At 73.6% G+C, this 16,768-nt stretch carries 11 protein-coding genes; 8 read left to right on the top strand and 3 right to left on the bottom strand.

What is annotated here, in order from left to right; translation table 11 throughout:
• Positions 1-108: 108 nt before the first annotated feature.
• Positions 109-642, top strand: coding sequence for an N-acetyltransferase family protein (locus WME82_RS13125; RefSeq protein ID WP_437745767.1), 534 nt, complete (start codon positions 109-111; stop codon positions 640-642).
• 75 nt (positions 643-717) lie between these two features.
• Here WME82_RS13125 and WME82_RS13120 read toward each other — a convergent pair whose 3' ends face one another.
• Positions 718-1,137, bottom strand: a complete 420-nt coding sequence (locus WME82_RS13120; RefSeq protein WP_437745766.1) for a hypothetical protein — start codon at positions 1,135-1,137, stop codon at positions 718-720.
• Between the two features lie 458 nt (positions 1,138-1,595).
• Here WME82_RS13120 and WME82_RS13115 point away from each other — a divergent pair, with 458 nt between their 5' ends.
• Entirely contained in the window at positions 1,596-5,630 is a 4,035-nt protein-coding gene (locus WME82_RS13115; protein ID WP_438043126.1) for a serine/threonine-protein kinase, read from the top strand.
• 21 nt (positions 5,631-5,651) lie between these two features.
• Here WME82_RS13115 and WME82_RS13110 read toward each other — a convergent pair whose 3' ends face one another.
• Positions 5,652-8,708: a PQQ-dependent sugar dehydrogenase gene (locus WME82_RS13110; protein ID WP_438043125.1), complete on the bottom strand. Its 3,057-nt coding sequence runs from the start codon at positions 8,706-8,708 to the stop codon at positions 5,652-5,654.
• A gap of 502 nt (positions 8,709-9,210) precedes the next feature.
• On the opposite strand from WME82_RS13110, the gene WME82_RS13105 reads away from it, so the two are divergent.
• Genes WME82_RS13105 through WME82_RS13095 form a run of 3 tightly spaced genes read left to right on the top strand, consistent with a single transcriptional unit; the run spans position 9,211 to position 12,570 of the window.
• A complete protein-coding gene (locus WME82_RS13105) occupies positions 9,211-9,735 on the top strand; it encodes a hypothetical protein (protein WP_437745763.1) in 525 nt (174 codons plus the stop codon).
• Entirely contained in the window at positions 9,716-10,093 is a 378-nt protein-coding gene (locus WME82_RS13100) for a hypothetical protein (protein WP_012234954.1), read from the top strand. Before WME82_RS13105 ends, WME82_RS13100 begins: the two co-directional genes overlap by 20 nt.
• Before the next feature lie 17 nt (positions 10,094-10,110).
• A complete protein-coding gene (locus WME82_RS13095; protein ID WP_438043124.1) occupies positions 10,111-12,570 on the top strand; it encodes a SpoIIE family protein phosphatase in 2,460 nt (819 codons plus the stop codon).
• Positions 12,571-12,589: 19 nt separating this feature from the next.
• On the opposite strand, the gene WME82_RS13090 is transcribed toward WME82_RS13095, so the two are convergent.
• Positions 12,590-14,758 carry a serine/threonine protein kinase gene (locus WME82_RS13090; protein WP_438043123.1) on the bottom strand — a complete coding sequence of 723 codons (2,169 nt, stop codon included), beginning with the start codon at positions 14,756-14,758 and terminating at the stop codon, positions 12,590-12,592.
• Between WME82_RS13090 and WME82_RS13085 the strand changes: the two genes are divergently transcribed.
• From WME82_RS13085 to WME82_RS13075, 3 genes are all read left to right on the top strand, one after another.
• Positions 14,759-14,917, top strand: a complete 159-nt coding sequence (locus tag WME82_RS13085) for a hypothetical protein (RefSeq protein WP_438043122.1) — start codon at positions 14,759-14,761, stop codon at positions 14,915-14,917. It begins immediately after the preceding gene.
• A 30-nt stretch (positions 14,918-14,947) separates the two neighbouring features.
• Positions 14,948-15,871, top strand: coding sequence for an SIMPL domain-containing protein (locus WME82_RS13080; protein ID WP_438043121.1), 924 nt, complete (start codon positions 14,948-14,950; stop codon positions 15,869-15,871).
• Between the two features lie 149 nt (positions 15,872-16,020).
• Positions 16,021-16,707, top strand: coding sequence for a hypothetical protein (locus tag WME82_RS13075; RefSeq protein WP_438043120.1), 687 nt, complete (start codon positions 16,021-16,023; stop codon positions 16,705-16,707).
• Positions 16,708-16,768 lie beyond the last annotated feature (61 nt).

The following is a 16,768-nucleotide window of genomic DNA, read 5'->3' as shown; positions in this document are numbered from 1 at the left end:
ATGAATGCGGCGTCGGGCACCGCTTGATCGCGCCGCCGGCCGGCGAGCGCGGCAGGCGGCGTCATGGCGGTGCGCCGCGGCGCCGGCCAACCTGGGGTGCGAGACACCATGTCAGAGCGGATCACAGGGGCGGTCATCCGCCGGGCGCAGCCGGCCGACGCGGCCGCCATCGCGCGCATCGAGGTCGACTCCTGGCAGGCGGCCTACCTCGGCCTGGTGCCGGCGGCCGATCTCAACACCCTCTCCGTGCCGGCGCGCGAGGTGAGCTGGCGGCACATCCTGAGCCGCGACGCCGCGACCGGGACGCGGACCTGGGTGCTCTGCGCCGAGGGCGCCGGGCTCGGCTTCGCGAGCGCCGGACCGACGCGCGACGACGACGACCCGGGTGACGTCGGCGAGCTCTACACGATCTACCTCCTGCCCGCCGCGTGGGGGCGCGGGCTCGGCGCCGCGCTGCTCGACACGGCGCAGGCCGACCTGGCCCGGCGCCGCCACAGGACCATGACGATCTGGGTCCTCGAGGGGAACACCCGCGCGCGCCGCTTCTACGAGCTCTCCGGCTTCAGCCGCGACGGCGCGCGGCGGTGGGCGCGGGTCGGCGCCGGCAGCCTCCCGGAGATCCGCTACCGGCGAGCGCTGTAGCGCCCCGCATCCCACGCCGAGGGCGGCGCCGGCCCGTGCACCCAGCGCCGGCATCGAGCCCCAGCGCCCGGCACGCTAGCCGAACCGCACGACGATGCTGCTGTAACCGCCCCGCGGGTCGTACTGGGAGGTGATCTTTCCCCAGGGATACTCGTACGGCGGCGCGCCGAGGATCGACACCAGCCAGGCGTCGTGGCTGGCCTTGCGCTCCGCCTCCTCCTTCTCGGACCAGTCGTTCCAGAACGCCTTCGACTCGGCGCCCACCTCGAACAGCTCGACCCACGCGATCTTGCCGCTGCAGAAGTGCAGCGTGATGCGGAAGGTCCGGAAGCCGATGCGCTGGCGCGACGTCCGGTATCCGCTCCACGGCTGCGACTGGCTCAGGGCGTTGGCCATCCGCGCGAGCGGCGACGACAAGAACTGCGCTTCCGAGTACGAGGGCCCGATGCGAAGCCCGGATGTGAGCTCGATCTCGCCCGTCTGTCGATGGATCATCCAGCCCTCCGACCGCTCGGAACAGCATACACCACAGCTCGCGGACCGGCGCGGCTCAGCCGAGCCCCGCCGGCGTCCGTGCGCCACAGCCGCGCGAAGACCGACCCCGCCTCTCCGAAGGTGGGTGTTCGACCGAGATTCACCCCTGTCGATCGCTCGCCCGGCTGCTCGGAGGACAACAGCCGCGGTCCCTCTCGCGCAGCGCGAGGGACGCCGCCGCTGTCCTCCGGTGTCGACGCGACACCCACGATGTCGCGGGTGACCGAACAGACCGAGCAGACCGAGCAGACCGAGCACGCACTTTCGCCATGGGCATAAGGCAGTGTCGCGTAATGCGGTTTTCCTGCTCGTGACAACCCGCATAACCGGTAATATCGGTCACGGATCGCGCCGGGCCCCACCCGAGGTCATCCGAGGTCTTCTTGCCGCGTTGCCCTTCCTGCCATCGCCGACTCGCAGTGCTCACCTCCTGCCCGACGGACGGAGCCACGGCGCCGTCCCGCCCACCGCCTGTCGATCTCGACGCCGAGACGCCGCCGTCCGTCGCGGGCTTCCTCGTCGGCCCGCCGCTCGCGGCGGGCGCCTTCTCGGTCCTCTGGGCCGCGACGCGGGCGGAGGACGGCGCTCCCGCCGTGCTCAAGATCAGCAGGGCCCACTCGCTGCTCGGGCGCGAGCGGTTCCGCAGCGAGGCGTGGGCGCTCGAGCAGCTCGGTCCCCCGGCCTCGCCGCGCCTGTTCCAGAACGGCGTGCTCGAGGACGGCCGCGCGTACATCGCGATGGAGCGGCTCCGCGGCGAGACGCTGGCGGCCCACCTCGAGGGAATGCCCGCCGCGCCCGACCTGCGCTCCGCCCTCGACGTCGCGCTCGGCGTGCTGAGCTGCCTCCAGGTGGTGCACGAGCGCGGCCTGGTCCACCTGGATCTCGCGCCCGAGAACGTCTTCCTCGAGCCCGACGGCGGCGTGCGGCTCCTCGACTTCGGCCTCACGCAGCGCGAGCGCGGCGTCGTCTGCCACCCGGCGGACAGCGCGCTCACCACGCTGGGCGCCATGCTCGGGACGCCGGAGGTCGCGTCGCCCGAGCGGCTCCGGGGCGAGCCGCTCGACGCGCGCGCGGACCTCTACGCCTTCGGCGCGCTCCTCTTCGAGCTGCTCACGCTGCGCCCTCCGTTCGCGGGCGATCCCGCGGACGTCGCGCAGGGACACCTCGGCCGGCTCCCCACCAGGCCGAGCGAGATCGCCCCGGTCCCGCCGTCCATCGAGGCCCTCGTCCTCGCCTGCCTCGCCAAGGAGCGCGCGCGCCGCCCGGCCGACGCCGCGGGCCTCCGGGCCGCGCTCGCGTCGGCGGGCGCCGAGGCGCTCGCCCTGACCGGCGGCGCCGCGGCGACCACGAGAGACGACGCCGCCACCGGCTCCACGGACCGGCACGACACGGTGGTGCTCGCCCTGGAGGCCCGCGGCGCCGAGGCCGAGGTCCGCGCCGCCGTGGCCCGCCACGACGGGCACCTCGCGCGGCAGCGCGGCTACCGCTTCGTCGCGATCTTCCCCGGCCCGAAAGAGGCGGCCGCGGAGCGCGCGCTCCTCGCGGGGCGGGAGATCGTCGCTTCGGTCGGCGCGCCCCTCGCGATCCACATCGCGCCGTTGAAGCTCCGCCGCGACGCCGAGGGCGTCCACGCCGCCGGCATCGCCGTGGAGCGGCCCGAGTCGTGGCTCCCCTCGGATGCGTGGCGCGGCATCGCGCTCAGCGCCGAGCTCGTCACCGCCCATGCCGGGTTCGACGTCGCCGCGGCGAGCGAGGACGGCCGCTACTTCTTCGCCCCGGACGCGCCCCCGCCCTCGGGCCATCGCGGCGCCGCGCGCGCCGCGCCGCCGCTCGTCGGGCGCGGCGAGGCCCAGAGCGCCGCCGAGGAGAGCCGCGAGCGCGCGCTCGCGGGCCTCGGGCCCGGCCTCTGCGCGCTGATCGGCGAGCGCGGCGCCGGCAAGTCGCGCCTCGCCGAGGAGATCGCCGAGAGCAGCCGGCGCGCGCACCCGGGCGCGCTCGTGATCTCGCTGCGCGCCGAGCCGGAGCTCGCCGCGCGCCCCGGGGGCGGCCACGGCCGGACCGCGGCCGCCTTGCTCGCCGAGGTGCTCGGCGCGAGGGACGGCGCCCTCGCGGCGCCGGGCGACCCGCGCGCGTTCTGCGTCGAGCGGCTCGGAGAGCCGCTCGGCTGCGAGGTGTGGCCCGCCGTGGCCGCGATCCTCGGCTGGCCGGGCGGCTCCGCAGGCCGGCCGCCGCCGCGCCGCGGGAGCGTGATCCGGGCGCTCGCCGAGGGGCTCCGCCGGAGGGCGATGGAGCGGCCCGTCGTCGTGATCGTCGACGACGCGCACCTCGCCGACAGCGCCACGCTCGACGCGCTCGACCTCGCGACGCGGCGCGAGGCGTCGGTCTCGCTCTGGGTGCTGCTCGCCGGCGCCCCGGCGCGCTGCTCGCCGACGCCGCGGCGCCACGCGCTGAGCGCCCGCGGCCACGCGCGCGATCACGTCGCGCTCCCGCCGCTCGACGACGCCGCGGGGCTCCTGCTCTGCGCGGAGCTCCTCCGGCCCGCGGAGCCTCCGCCGAGCGCGATGCTCCGGCGCATCTGCGCGTGGGCCGGCTACAACCCCCGCGCCCTCGTGGAGCTTACCCGGGCGATCAAGCGCGCGGGCCTCGTGCGGCTGCGGGCGAGATCGAGCGGCCACCAGCTCGCGACCGCCGAGCTGGAGAGGCTCCCGCCGTCGCCCGCGTGGCAGTGGTTCGCCGCGGGGCAGCTGGAGGCGCTCCCGCCGGAGCTCGCCGCGTGCGCGAGGCTCTGCGCGGTGCTCGGCTTCGAGCTCTCGGAGGACGTGGCGGCGAGCGTGCAACGCGCGCTCGAACACGAGGACGCGGCGGCGAGCGTCGACCGCGTCGACGCCCCGAGCGCGCGCATCGACGTCACGAGCGCGCTTCGCGCGCTCGTGGCGCGGGGGCTCCTCGTCCCCCGCGGCGCGCACGGCGCCGCGCACGGCGAGGGCGCCCTCTGCGGCGGCGCCAGCTACGCCTTCCGGAGCGCGCTCTTGCAGGAGGCCATCTACGCGCTGCTCGCGGAGGACCAGCGCGCGGCGATGCACCGGCACGCGCTCGCCGTCTGGGAGCTCATGGCCGAGGCCCGGCCGAGGGCGCCGGATCTGCTCGAGCCGATCGCGCGCCACGCCGCGGCCGCCGGGGCGCGCGCGCGCGCGGCGCACGCGTACCTGCTCCTCGGCGATCTCCAGCGCGACCGGCACAACAACGCGGTGGCGGAGGGCCACTACGCGTCCGCGCTCCTCTGGGCCGACGGCGACGATCAGCGCCAGCGGTACCTCGCGCTCCTCGGCCGCGCGCGCGTGCGCTACCGCGTCCTGCGCACCGGCGAGGCGCTCGACGATCTCCGCTCCGCGGGGGCGCTTGCCCGGACGATGAAGGACCCGCGGATGATCGCGGAGGCGCTGCTCGAGGAGGCGACCGCGCTCGACTGGGCGGGCGCCTGGGAGGAGTCGGCGGCGCGCGTCGAGGAGGTGATCCCGCTGCTCGACGCCCGCGAGGGCCGCGCCGACGCCGCGCTCGCCGCGCGCTTCGAGGTCGCGGCCGGCCGCTCGGCGTTCCGCAAGGGCAACCTGGACGACGCCCTCGAGCGGCTCACGCACGGCGTGGAGCGCGTCCGCGAGGCCGATCACGACACGCACGTGACCGGGCTCACGCTGCTGGCCTGCGTGCTCGCGCGGTCCGGCCAGCTCGAGGAGGCGGAGCGGCGCTTCGACGACGCCGTGCGCAGCTGCGAGGAGCGCGGCGACCGGAGCCACCTCTGCGCGGCGCTCGTCCGCCGCGCTGAGCTCTGGCCGGCGCTCGACGCCCCGGATCGCGCGATGGCGGACCTCCGGCGCGCGGTCCAGCTGGCCCGCGAGGAGGCGAGCGCCCTGGCGGAGCGCGACGCGACGATCAAGCTCGCGGAGCTGCTCTACCTCTGGGGGCACGAGGACGAGGCGCTGCCCCTGGTGCGGCAGGCGCGCTCGCTCGACGAGCAGCTCAAGGACAGGCCGGCCTACAGGAGCGCGCTCCTGCTCGCGCGGATCCACGCGATGCGCGACGAGCACGCGGACGCGAGCCGGCAGCTCCGGTGGCTCAGGGCGCAGGGGGCGGTCGCGGATCTGCCGCCGTATGCCCAGGCCCTCCTCGGCGTCATGCAGCTCGCCGTGAAGGACCCGAGGTCCGGCATGGAGAGCACGCGCACGCGGGCGACGGCGCGCGAGGAGGGGGAGCCGCCGGGCGAGCTGAGCGGCAGCCTAAGCGCCGATCAGCGGATCGAGCTCCTCTACTGGCGAGCGCGCGCCCTGCTCGACGCCGGCCGCCCCGAGGATCTGGCGCTGCTCCTCGCGCGCACCGCGCCGCTGCTCGCCCAGAGCCGGGCCTGGCGCCCGCGCTTCGCGAAGCTCCGGGCGGGCGACGGGCAGCTCGCGGGATAGCGCCGCCGGGGCGCTGGGCCTTCACCTCGGATCGACGCGGAGCACCTCGCCGGTCAGCATGACGACATAGAGCTCGCCCGCGGCATCCTCGCCGAACGAGGCCGCGGGCAGGCGCGACTCGAGGTCCGCCGTGATCTCGACGTGATCCCGCACCCTCGAGCCGTCCCACCGCAGCGTCCAGAAGCGGTGCGTCCCGTAGTCGCCGTAAACGTACCTTCCCTGGAGGCACGGAATCGCCGAGCCGCGATAGACGTAGCCGCCGGTGATCGAGCCGCCCTCTCCGCTCGAGTGGCTGTGCTCCACGGCGGGCGCGACGCCGACGCGGGAGCACCCGGCGGCGACGCAGTGGTCGCCCTCCATCGCCGGCCACCCGTAATCGCGCCGCCCGGCGCGCGCCGGCTCGATGTCGAGCTCCTCCCAGGCGTTCTGTCCCACGTCGGCGATGTAGAGATCCCCCGTGCCCCGGTCGAAGCTGATGCGCCACGGATTGCGTAGGCCGTAGTCCCAGACGAGCGGGTTCACGCCCGGGCCGGAGAGGTTGCCTGGCGGGCCGAGCCCGCTGTCCACGTCGATCCGCAGGATCTTGCCGAGCGGAGACGAGAGATCCTTCGCCGGAGAGGCCGAATACGGCGTGACGGCCGCGTCGCCGACCGACGCGTAGAGGTAGCCGTCGGGGCCGAACGCGAGCGTGCCGCCCGCGTGATTCCAGCCGCCGTGCCTCGCGTCGAGGAGCGTCCGGACAGGCACGCTCCCCGCCGACGTGTCGGCGACATCGGGGTTCGAGGCCGAGCGGCGGAACTCGGCGATCGTGACGTTGCCCCTGGGCGCGGCGGTGTAGAAGAGCCAGAACCTGCCGTTGTCCGCGTAGCCCGGGTGAAACGCCATCCCGAGCAGCCCGCCCTCCGCGGTCGGGCCGGGCGCGCACACGAGCGGGTTCGCGCTCGCCGGCGGCGAGGGCGGGCACGATGTCCCGCCGCGGAGATCGAGGAACGGGGTGGACCGGAGGACACCGTCCTTGATCAGGCGGACGACGCCGTCCTTTTCGAGGACGAACATCCTCGATCGGTCGCCCGGCGCGCTCGCGAGGAAGACGGGCGTCGCCAGGCCGGCCGCGACCTGCGTGAGCTTCAGGCGCGGCACCCCGGCGCACGCGGCCCCGGAGCCGACGCTGCCGCTGCCGGCGCTGGAGCCGACGCTGCCGGAGCCGTCGCTGCCGCTGGTACCGCTGCCGGAGCTCGCGCTCGTGCTGCTGGCGCCAACGCTCGCGCCGCCTGCGGCGCCGCCCCCGCTGCCGCCGCCGCTCCCTGCCTCGGGCGGCGGCCCGAGGCCCTCGATCCAGGAGCGGACAGCCGCGAGGCCCGCCGCGTCGGCGGCGTCCGACGCGATCGGGGGCATCTGCGCCCTGGAGCCGCGGTGATCCATCCGCCGCACGACGGCGCTCGACTCGGGATCTCCCGGCGTGATCCGGTAGAGCGCGCCAGGCTCCCAGAAGCTGGGTGTCACGCCCACGCCGGTCGTGTAGGTATCGGTGCTCTCCACCGTGGTGTTCGCCGCGAGGAGGCGTGTCCGCAGGGTCGCGACGCCGGTGCTGTTGTGGCAATTGCCGCAGTTCGCATGGAGATAGCCGAGCGCCGCGGCCGCCCGGGCGTCGCCCGGCGGGCGCACCCCTCCCCGCATCGGGACGGTGAGCCACCCGGCGTCGCTCAGGGACGCCATCGTCTCGCCCGGTCCATCGTGGCTCAGCTGCAGCGCGCTGAAGCCGAGGACGCGCTCCGGGAGCTTTCCGTGGCACTCCCAGCATTCCGCAGTCCGCGGGATGTCGTGCGCGGTCCCGCGCGCGTCCTCGACGCCCGCCTCGACGAGGAACGCGTCGTTCCTCGCCGGATCCCACGCGTACGCGGCGAACAGCCAGTCGTCGATGCCCGGCCCGAAACGGTGGATGAACCGCGTCTCCACGGCCACGCCCTCCGCGCGGAGCTCCTTCCAGAAGCGCGCGCCCACCGGCAGCGACCAGTGATCCATGTCGCTCGTGTCGACCGTGGAGCAGGGCGGCAGGTACACGAAGCGCCGCTTCGCCGCCCCGTCCGACCAGAGCTCGTAAGCAGGACGAAACTCGCGCGTGCCCGCTGCCCGCGATCGCGTCGTGATGTCGGCGTAGAGCCCGGTCTCGGAGAGCCGCGCGGGCGGCAGCGGATCGGGCGGCAGCGCGGCCGCCTCGGCGCAGGGATCACCCGCAGCGCCCGACGCGCCGGTCGAGCTCGACGCGGCGGCGCTCGACGCGGCCGCCGCCGGGCCCGCGCAGGGAGCGCAGCGCGGCCCTCCGCAGTCGAGGCCCACCTCGAGGCCGTTCATCACCCCGTCCGAGCAGGTCACGTAACAGACGTCGAGCCTCGGGCGCTCCTGCGTGCTGCCGATCTCGCTGCTCCTCAGGGACGTCGTGTGCGCGCGCTCCTCGTCGAGCAGCACGCCGTCGTTCCGCGCCGTCCCGAGCGCCCACGACTGCACGAGCGCCGACACGTCCGTCGCGCGGGCGCCGACGCCGGCCTCGGCCGCGAGGGTCGCCGCGCTCTCGCCTTCAAAGCCGCTGTCCCCGATGCTCCACCAGGTGACGGTGCGCTCGTCCCACGGGACCGTGACGCGGTGCACGCTCACAGCGCTGCTCTCCACCGCGTACGTCTGATGGAAGACCAGCGAGGCAGCGAGGACCGTCGCGCCGACGGGCACGGGAGAGAGCCCGAAGTGCACGACAGACCGGCGGCGGCCGGCGCCCGCGGCCCACCCCGTCGAGAGGTTCGGAGATGCGGAGTCGTTCCACCTCGGAGCGTTTTGCCACAGTGTCGCATCTCTCACCGTGCCGAGAGTTCCACGCTGGATGGTGACGCACACCGCACCATCGCTCGACAGCGCCGCCGAGGCCGCTCCGAGCGCCGCCGAATCGCCCTCTCCGACACCGTGACTCGCGCCGGCGGGGCGCCCGAGCTCGCCCTCCGTCCCGGGCGCGGTGCTGCAGCCGATCGCCGCCGCCGCGGCGGCGCCGGCCAGGACGCCGCGCATCACGAGAAAAGGGACGCCCGTCATCGCCGCCAAGCGATGTAGGCGGCGGCGCGACGGCCCGAGTGGCCAGGGCGGCCCGAGCGAGAAGCATCGTTGTTCCATACAGCAATACCCTCCTTGCTGGGTCGCCCGGCCGGATGTTTCCCTCAGGTGAAGGCGTATGTGCGCGAGGCGCGCGGTGGCCGCACCGGATCCATGGACACACCTGGGCACCGATGGACGCCACGTTCGTCATCAACGAGCATGCCACTCCGCCGCGGGCGACGCGTCGCGTTATGCCCTGGAGCAAAGCGCGCCGTCACGCGAACTGCGAAGCGCACCACATTCCGAGGTGAGGACCGCATCACATCGGAAGCTCGATGGCGGAGGCGGAGGCGGAGCTCGCTCCGGGTGCCCTCTCCGTTCAGCGCTCGCCCGCGCTCTCACGAGAGCGAAACGAGAGCCAAACGAGAGCCAAACGAGAAGCCGCGCGGCCCGCGGAACTAGTGGTTGGATCCTGCGCGAGGGCGGCGTAACATAACAGATTGTGTCATCCCCCGAACCGACGCAGAGCGCCTCGCTATTCCTCTGCATCACCTTCTTTCCGAGCGAGCGTCTGGCGACGGCGGTGCTGCGGCTGGTGTCCAGCTTCTGCGGCGCCGTGCTGGACGACGCGAATGTGAGCTCGCGGTTCTACATGGCCGCGCACGAGCTCGCCGAGAACATCACCAAATACTCCACCGGCCCTCGCGTCAGCCTCGAGCTCGCGCTGGAGGAGGACGAGACGTCGCACATCATGAAGATCCGCGCGCGCAACGAGGCGTCGCCGGAGCGGCTGCGAGAGGTCGAGAAGCGGCTGCTCGACCTGAAGACCGCGAGCGACCCGCTGAAGCACTACGACGACCTCATCACGGAGACAGCGATGGTCGAGGGCGTCTCCGGCCTCGGCCTCGCGCGCGTCCGCGCCGAGGGAGGGCTCGACGTCGACTACAAGATCGAGGGCAACGAGCTCACGATCATCGCGCACGCGCCGCTCGAGCGGTGGAGGATGAATGGACAGCCTAAGGGTTGATCGCATCACCACGGACAGCTTCGGCATCGAGCCGGCGCTGCTCGGCGATCGCCTGAGTATCAAGCTCACCGGGACGGGCGACATGGCGGCGGCCGCGCCGCTCGGCGCCTATTGCAAGGAGGTCCAGCACGAGGTCCGGCGCCTCTCGCTCGCAGCCGTCGAGTTCGACATACGCGCGCTGTACTTCCTGAACTCCAGCTGCCTGAAGGCGTTCATCGCCTTCATCTCCGGCGTCACCGGCCAGGGCCCCAGCTGCAAGATCCGGTTCGTCACGGACGCGAGGCTCGGGTGGCAGCGGCGGAGCCTGGCGGCCCTGGAGCGCATGTCCCCCGGCCTCGTCTCCATCCACGACAAGTGAACGGGGAGCGATAGATCATGGCGGCGAAGCGCCACACGATCGCCCTCCTGACCGACTACCTTTGCGGCGAGTACCAGTCCGAGGCGCGCTTCGGGGTCGAGCGCGCGGCCGAGGCGCACGACGTCAACCTCATCGTGGCCTTCGGCGAGACGCGCGCCCGCCAGGACTACACGCTGGACGCCCGGGGCGGGATCTATTCGCTCATCGGCGCGACGACGGTCGATGGGGCGGTGATCATGTCGTCGGCGCTCACGAACCACGTCGGCCCCGAGGGAGCGCACGAGTTCTGCCGATCGCTCGCGCCCTTGCCCGTGTGCAGCGTGGGGCTCGCGCTGGACGGCGTCCCGAGCGTCATCGTCGACAACGCGGTCGGGGGGGAGGCGGCGGTCGCGCACGTGCTCGACGACCACGCGTGCAAGCGCGTCGCCTACATCAGCGGGCCGGCCAACAACGAGGAGGCGAAGCTGCGCGCCGCGGCGTACCGGAGGGCCCTCGCGGCGCGCGCGCTCCCCTATGACGAGCGCCTCTTCGTGTACGGCGATTTTCTGATCGACGGCGGCCGCCGCGCGATGCGCGAGCTCCTCGGGCGCAGGGTCGAGTTCGATGCCGTCGTCGCCGGCAACGACAACATGGCCCTCGGCGCGATGGACACGCTGAAGGCGCACGGCATCGACGTCCCTGGCGACGTCCTCGTGTGCGGGTTCGATGACGTCGCCGTCTCGCGCGTCACCAGGCCGTCGTTGACGACCGTCCGCCATCCGATCAAGGACCTCGGGGCGCTCGCCGTCGAGACGGTCGTGCGCCAGCTCCGCGGCGAGCGTGTGCCGGAGTGCAGCCTCCTTCCCGTCGAGCTCACGCGGCGCGAGTCGTGCGGCTGCGGCTACTACGCCGCCCTCCCGCGCGCGACCGGGGCGCCTCCGCGCCGCGAGCCGCTCTCCATCGCCGCGCAGCAGGAGCCGCTGGAGCGCGCGCTCGCGCGGTGCGTGACCGTCCCGGCGGCGTCGCGTGGGGCCTGGCCCCGAGAGCTGCTCTCCGCGCTCGAGGAGGAGCTGAGCGGGCGGGAGGGCCGCTTCCTGACGGCGCTCCAGGACCTCCTCGACGCGGCGGGGCGCGAGGGCGTCGCCCTCGACCAGTTCCAGGGCGCGATCACGCTGCTCCGCGCGAAGATCGGCCGGGCGCCCGGCGGCGCCTCCGAGGACCGCCTCGAGCGGCTCTGGCACACGTGCCGCATCCTGATCAGCCACGCCTCCGTCCGCGCCGAGGGCGAGAAGCGGCTGTACCTGGAGCGCGCGTCGGTCAACCTCAGCTGGACCGGCATGTTCTTCTCGACCTGCCTCGGCATGCCCACCCTCCGGCGCACGCTCGCGGCGGAGCTGCCGAAGCTGGATCTCACGCACGTCGCCATATCGCTCTTCGACGATCCCGAGCGCGCCACCCTGCAGTCGCTGTTTCTGATGGAGAACAGCCGCGAGGTGGAGCCGCCGCCCGCGAGCTTCGCGTCCTCGTGCCTCGCGCCGCCCGGATTCCTGAGCTCGTCGGAGCGCTGGAGCGTCGTCGCGATGCCGCTCACGTTCGGCGAGACGGAGCACTACGGCATCGCGCTCGTCAACGGCGGCGCGAACGAGATGGTCTACGACGCGGCGCGCCTCCAGATCGGCTCTGCGATGAAGGCGGTGTCGATGCACCGGGAGATCGTCCGGCACGTGGAGGTACGCGAGCGGCTGGAGCAGGAGAGGGTCCACCAGGAGACCCTCGTCGCGAAGCACATCCAGACCACGCTCGTCCCGGCGCACCTGCATGTGGAGGGGCTCGATCTCTCCGCGATGATGCGGCCGGCCGCGGAGGTCGGCGGCGACTACTACGACGTGCTCCCCACGCGGGACGGCGGGTGGCTCGGGATCGGCGACGTGGCGGGGCACGGGCTCGTGGCGGGCCTCGTCATGTTGATGATCCAGAGCATGGTCGCCGCCATGACGCGCAGGGATCCGGGCGCCCGCCCGGGCGAGGTCGTCTCGGCGCTCAACCGGGCGATCTACGACAACATCCGCGACCGGTTGAAGCGCGACGAGCACGCGACCCTGCTGCTGCTGCGCTACGAGCGCGGCGGGCGGGTGACGTTCGCGGGCGCGCACGACGACATCATCGTGTGCCGCGCGAGGACGGGGAGGAGCGAGTGCATCCCGAGCTCCGGCGTGTGGGTCGGCGTCCTGCCGTCCATCGACGCGTTGACCACGGACGCCGAGCTCCTCCTCGAGGACGGCGACCTGCTCGTGCTCTACAGCGACGGGGTGACGGAGGCCCGCAACGCGCACCGGGAGCAGTTCGGGCTCTCGCGGCTCTGCGCCACCGTCGAGGCCGCCCAGGACGCGCCGGTCGACGACATCCGCGACCGGATCCTGCGGGAGGTCGACAGCTGGTGCCCGAGCCCGGACGACGACATCACGATCGTCGTGGGCAGGTACCGCGCGCCGCGGTGATGGCGGCTCACCGGGCTCGTCAGCCGGTGACGCGGCCCTCGACGATGCCCCCGTCCGCGGTGATGGCGACGACCACCTCGCCGTCGACGAACAGCGACACGACCGGGCCGACCCACGCGTCGTTCTCCCAGACGCACTCCCACACCCCGGCCATGGGCGGGATGCCGCCGCGCCGCACCCAGATGCGCCCTGCGCTGCCCGCCCAGGCGCGCCCCTCCGCGTCGATCGTCGCGGCCGACAGGGCGCGCCGCGGCTCGATGATCTCCGTGAAGACGCTCTGCCCGTACCGCCAGACGACGCTGCCCTCCGCGCCGACGGCGATGCCCACGCCGAGATCGGGCCGCCCGGCGCACGCGACGAACGCCCGCGCCGGCGGCGCCGGGATGCGCTCCAGGTGCCAGTCGAGCGGCGCGTAGAGCGCGACCAGCCCCTCGCCCTTGGTCGACCGGCCGACGACCAGCCACCGCTCGTCCTCGACGCGCGCGACCGCGGCGAGCAGCGCGACGCCGTCGGCCGGCATCGGCCGCAGCCAGCGCTTGGCGATGAACGCGTGGAGGAGCGGCCGCGGATCGTTCGGCGTCGTCGAGACGAGGATGCCCATGTCCTCGAGGTCGCCGCTCAGCGCGACGTGGCTCTGCGGCTCTCCCGGCAGCTGGAAGACGCCCGTCACGCCGCCCGTCGTGTACACCGCGAGCGTCGAGGCGTCGCCGCCGATGAGCCACCGGCCGGGCCCGATCCGGTGCACGAAGCGCACGCCCTGCGGGCTCGGGAGGCCGCCGGACGACGCCTCGCTCCAGCTCGTCCCGTTCCAGAAGAGCAGCCCCCCCGTGGCCGCCGCGAGGCACCGGCCATAGCCGTCCCAGGCCACGCTCCGGATGACCGAATCGAGGCTCGGGTGGTGGAGCACGCTCCACGTCCAGCGCTCGACGACCGCCGACAGGCGCGGCGCGGGCTCCCGCGAGGCGCGCGGGGGCGCGCTGATGATCTCGGCCTCGATCGGGCGGTCCTGGCTCGGGCGCTCGGCGGCCTTGGCGTTTCGCGGCGACAGCAGCGTCTGGCCGAGCTCCCCCCTGAGCAGGACCGGCGCCTTCAGGTGCGTGGACGGGACGGTCATCGGACCGACCTCCTCCGCGGCGCGCACGCGCTGCTCCCCCGCGCTCGCCACGATCCGCTGCTCCAGCGCGGAGATCGGCGACGCGGGGCGGAGGTACGGCGAGAGCATCGCGGCCACGGCCACCGCCTCCTGGAGGCGCTCCTGCGCCTCGCCGGTGGACGCCCAGCGGAGCGCGAAGTCGATCGACTTGCACGCCTGGTCGTTGCCGCGCAGCGCCGGGTGGAGCCACCGCGTCTCGACGATGCTCCGGCGCGTGCGCGCCATGGCGGCCATGAGCGCCTGCGCCTGCGACTCCGCGATGATGTACTCCTCGCCCGTCAGCAGGAAGAAGATGACGGACGCGAGGTTGAAGATGTCGGTCCACGGGCCGATCGTGCTCGGATCGGCGGACAGCATCTCCGGCGGCGCGACCCCGGCGTTGCCCACGACGCCGGCCATGATCGTCTCGCGGATGCCGCGCGGCCGCGCCATGCCGAAGTCGCTGATCTTGAACAGCTCGTCGTCGCCGGAGCCGCAGCAGAGGATGCTCTCCGGCGTGAGCTGCCGGTGGACGACGCCGACGTCGTGCACGGCCGACAGCCCGCTCGCGATGCACTCGATGGCGCGCGTCGCGCGCGCCGGATCGAACGCGTGGCCCGTGGCCTGGATGGTCCCCTGGACCCGCTGCCGGAGCGTCACGCCCTGGACGCCGCCATGCACGTACTCGATGGTGATCCAGGGGAGATTGAGCGCCTTCGTGCCGCGGCGGACCTCGAACGTGCCGGTGTCGATGAGCCGGACCACGAAGGGCGTCGGAGGGACCTGCTCGTTGAGGCGGCCGAGGGACACCGCCTCTTTCTTCACGATGACGGCCGCTGACGGACCCATCTGCCTGAAGAGCGACGGCCGGAGGATCTTGACGACCACGGGCGTCTCGCCTTCGGGCGCGGTGCGGACCGCGTAGAACGAGACGAACATCGTCCCGGAGCCGGCGCGCGACACGATCCGGTAGCCGATGCTTGGCGAGAGGTCGCTGGCGATCGTGGCACCCTGCAGACCTCCGAGGGCCTCTTCATCGCTGGGTATTGTGAGCACGTGAACGACCATAGCGCACCCGGCGCGGCGTGGAACAACTTGCCGAGGGGGAGCAACGCCGCCGCCTCGGGCATCGCCGGCGCGCCGCCGGAGCGGCTCGGGAAGCGGCCCGTCGGTCTGCTCGCGGCGGCGAGCGCCGAGGGGCGCGCCCCCCTGTAAGCCGGCCTGGGCGGCGCGCGTTGCACGGGCATGAAGAACCAGCGCTCCCTGTCCCGCGCGTACCTCGCCGGGCTCATGCTTTCCGTCACACCGCTGCTCGCCGCGTGCGCGGCGCAGGCGACGCCGCCCGTGGCCGCCGCTCCGGAGGTCAACACCATCACGGTCGTCGGCCGCGGCGACGTCAGCGCGAGGCCTGACATCGCCCGGGCCCAGATGGGCATCGAGGTGATGGCGCCGACGGTGCACGAGGCGACGAAGCTCGCCGCAGCGCGCATGACCGAGATCCTCGCCGCGCTCAAGAACGCCGGCCTGGCCGAGAAGGATATCCAGACCAGCAACTACTCCATCCAGCTCGTGCGGCAGCCCGACGTGCCGCCCTGGATGGCCATGGGCTACGCGCAGCCCGCCCCGGCGGTCGCGCCGGCGCCGGCGGCCCCGGCCGCGGCGCCCGCGGCTCCCGCGGGGCGCGGACCGAAGGCGCCTCAGCCGCCGGCGCCGAAGCCGCCGCCCGCCGACCTGGCGCCGGCAGCGCCGCCTCCGCCGTCGCACGTTTATCAGGTGAGCAACACGGTGATGGTCGTCATCCGCAACCTCGATCAGGTCGGGGCGGTGCTCGACGCCGCCGTGGCCGCCGGCGCAAACAACGTCTGGGGCGTCTCGTTCGGCCTCGACGAGACCGACCCGCTCGAGGCGCGCGCGCGGGAGAAGGCGATCGCGGACGCGCGGGCTCGCGCCGGGGCGCTCGCCAGGCTCCAGGGCGTCTCGCTCGGCCGCGTCGTCTCGATCAGCGAGGTCGTCGAGCACGGCCCGATCTACGCCCCCCGCCCCGCGCTCGCCTCCGGCGGGTACTCCGCGGACATGGGCACGCCCGTGTCGTCCGGCGAGGTCCCGTTCGGCACGCAGGTGAAGGTCGTCTACGCGCTGGAGAGCGCGCCGGCGAGCCCGCGCAAGTGACGCCGCGGCGCGGAGGGCGGGGCCGCGGGCGCGCCTGCCCGCGCGGCGGCGGTCGGATTCCAGCTAGATCCACCGCGCGTCGCCCCAGTGGGTAAAGTCCCAGCACCCAGCACGGACCCCACCCCCCATCGGCCCCTGCACAGCGCACCATGATCGCTCCGTCCCGCCCTTCCCTTCGCCGCGCCGCCGTCCTCGCGGCGCGCCCGCGCTGCTCCGCCGCGCTCGCTCGCTCGTTCGCAGCGGCAGCGCTCGCCGCCTCGACCACGGGCTGCCTCGTGATCGAGCCGCCGACGTACGAGCATCCCGAGCAGACCGCGCCGGTGCTCACGGCGGTCTTCCCTCCCCAGCACGTACCCGTGTACATCGTCGAGCAACAGGACAGCTTCAAGAATTTCGGCGCGACGGTGCTGTCCGAGGACAACGGCATCCCTCTGCAGGGCGTCCTGTACATCGATTATGGGCGGCGCAGCAGTGAAGATACCCCGTTCCCGCTCCCGTTCCGGAGGGTCACGTTCCCACGAGTGTTCCCAGCCGGGACCATGGCTGGCGGACAGCGCCCCTTCGAGCTCACGTGGGATCTCACGACGCCAATCCCGGCAGAGGGGGTGACGCCGGAGAAGGAGTGCCACACGATCACCATGATTGCATCGCACGCCTTCAACAAGTGCAGTTGCGCGGCCGACCCGGACGACGTGAGTTCGCTCACCTGGCAGATCATCCACTGCAATCCGAACGAGCCGACCTGCCCCAAGTCATGCCCTCCGCTGGATTGCGAGACCACCCCGTGCCTCTTCTGCGATGATCCCTCGCTCGAGGATGGCTGCAAGAACCACTGACGCCGCGGGGCCGCGCGCTCGCAGGGATCGCGCGCGCCCCTGGCGCCGCGGGGGCGTGGTA

It is taken from the genome of Sorangium sp. So ce128 (assembly GCF_051525245.1).
GTDB classification, from domain to species: Bacteria; Myxococcota_A; Polyangia; order Polyangiales; family Polyangiaceae; genus Sorangium; species Sorangium cellulosum_B.
The sequence above is the reverse complement of the archived record's forward strand: the minus strand, read 5'-3'. Positions and strand labels throughout refer to the sequence as shown.

Coding starts and splice junctions, on each gene's coding strand:
- WME82_RS13110 (WP_438043125.1), bottom strand. CDS start 8,708: ATGACGGGCGTCCCTTTTCTCGTGATGCGCGGCGTCCTGGCCGGCGCC.
- WME82_RS13120 (WP_437745766.1), bottom strand. CDS start 1,137: ATGATCCATCGACAGACGGGCGAGATCGAGCTCACATCCGGGCTTCGC.
- WME82_RS13075 (WP_438043120.1), top strand. CDS start 16,021: ATGATCGCTCCGTCCCGCCCTTCCCTTCGCCGCGCCGCCGTCCTCGCG.
- WME82_RS13095 (WP_438043124.1), top strand. CDS start 10,111: ATGGCGGCGAAGCGCCACACGATCGCCCTCCTGACCGACTACCTTTGC.
- WME82_RS13100 (WP_012234954.1), top strand. CDS start 9,716: ATGGACAGCCTAAGGGTTGATCGCATCACCACGGACAGCTTCGGCATC.
- WME82_RS13080 (WP_438043121.1), top strand. CDS start 14,948: ATGAAGAACCAGCGCTCCCTGTCCCGCGCGTACCTCGCCGGGCTCATG.
- WME82_RS13125 (WP_437745767.1), top strand. CDS start 109: ATGTCAGAGCGGATCACAGGGGCGGTCATCCGCCGGGCGCAGCCGGCC.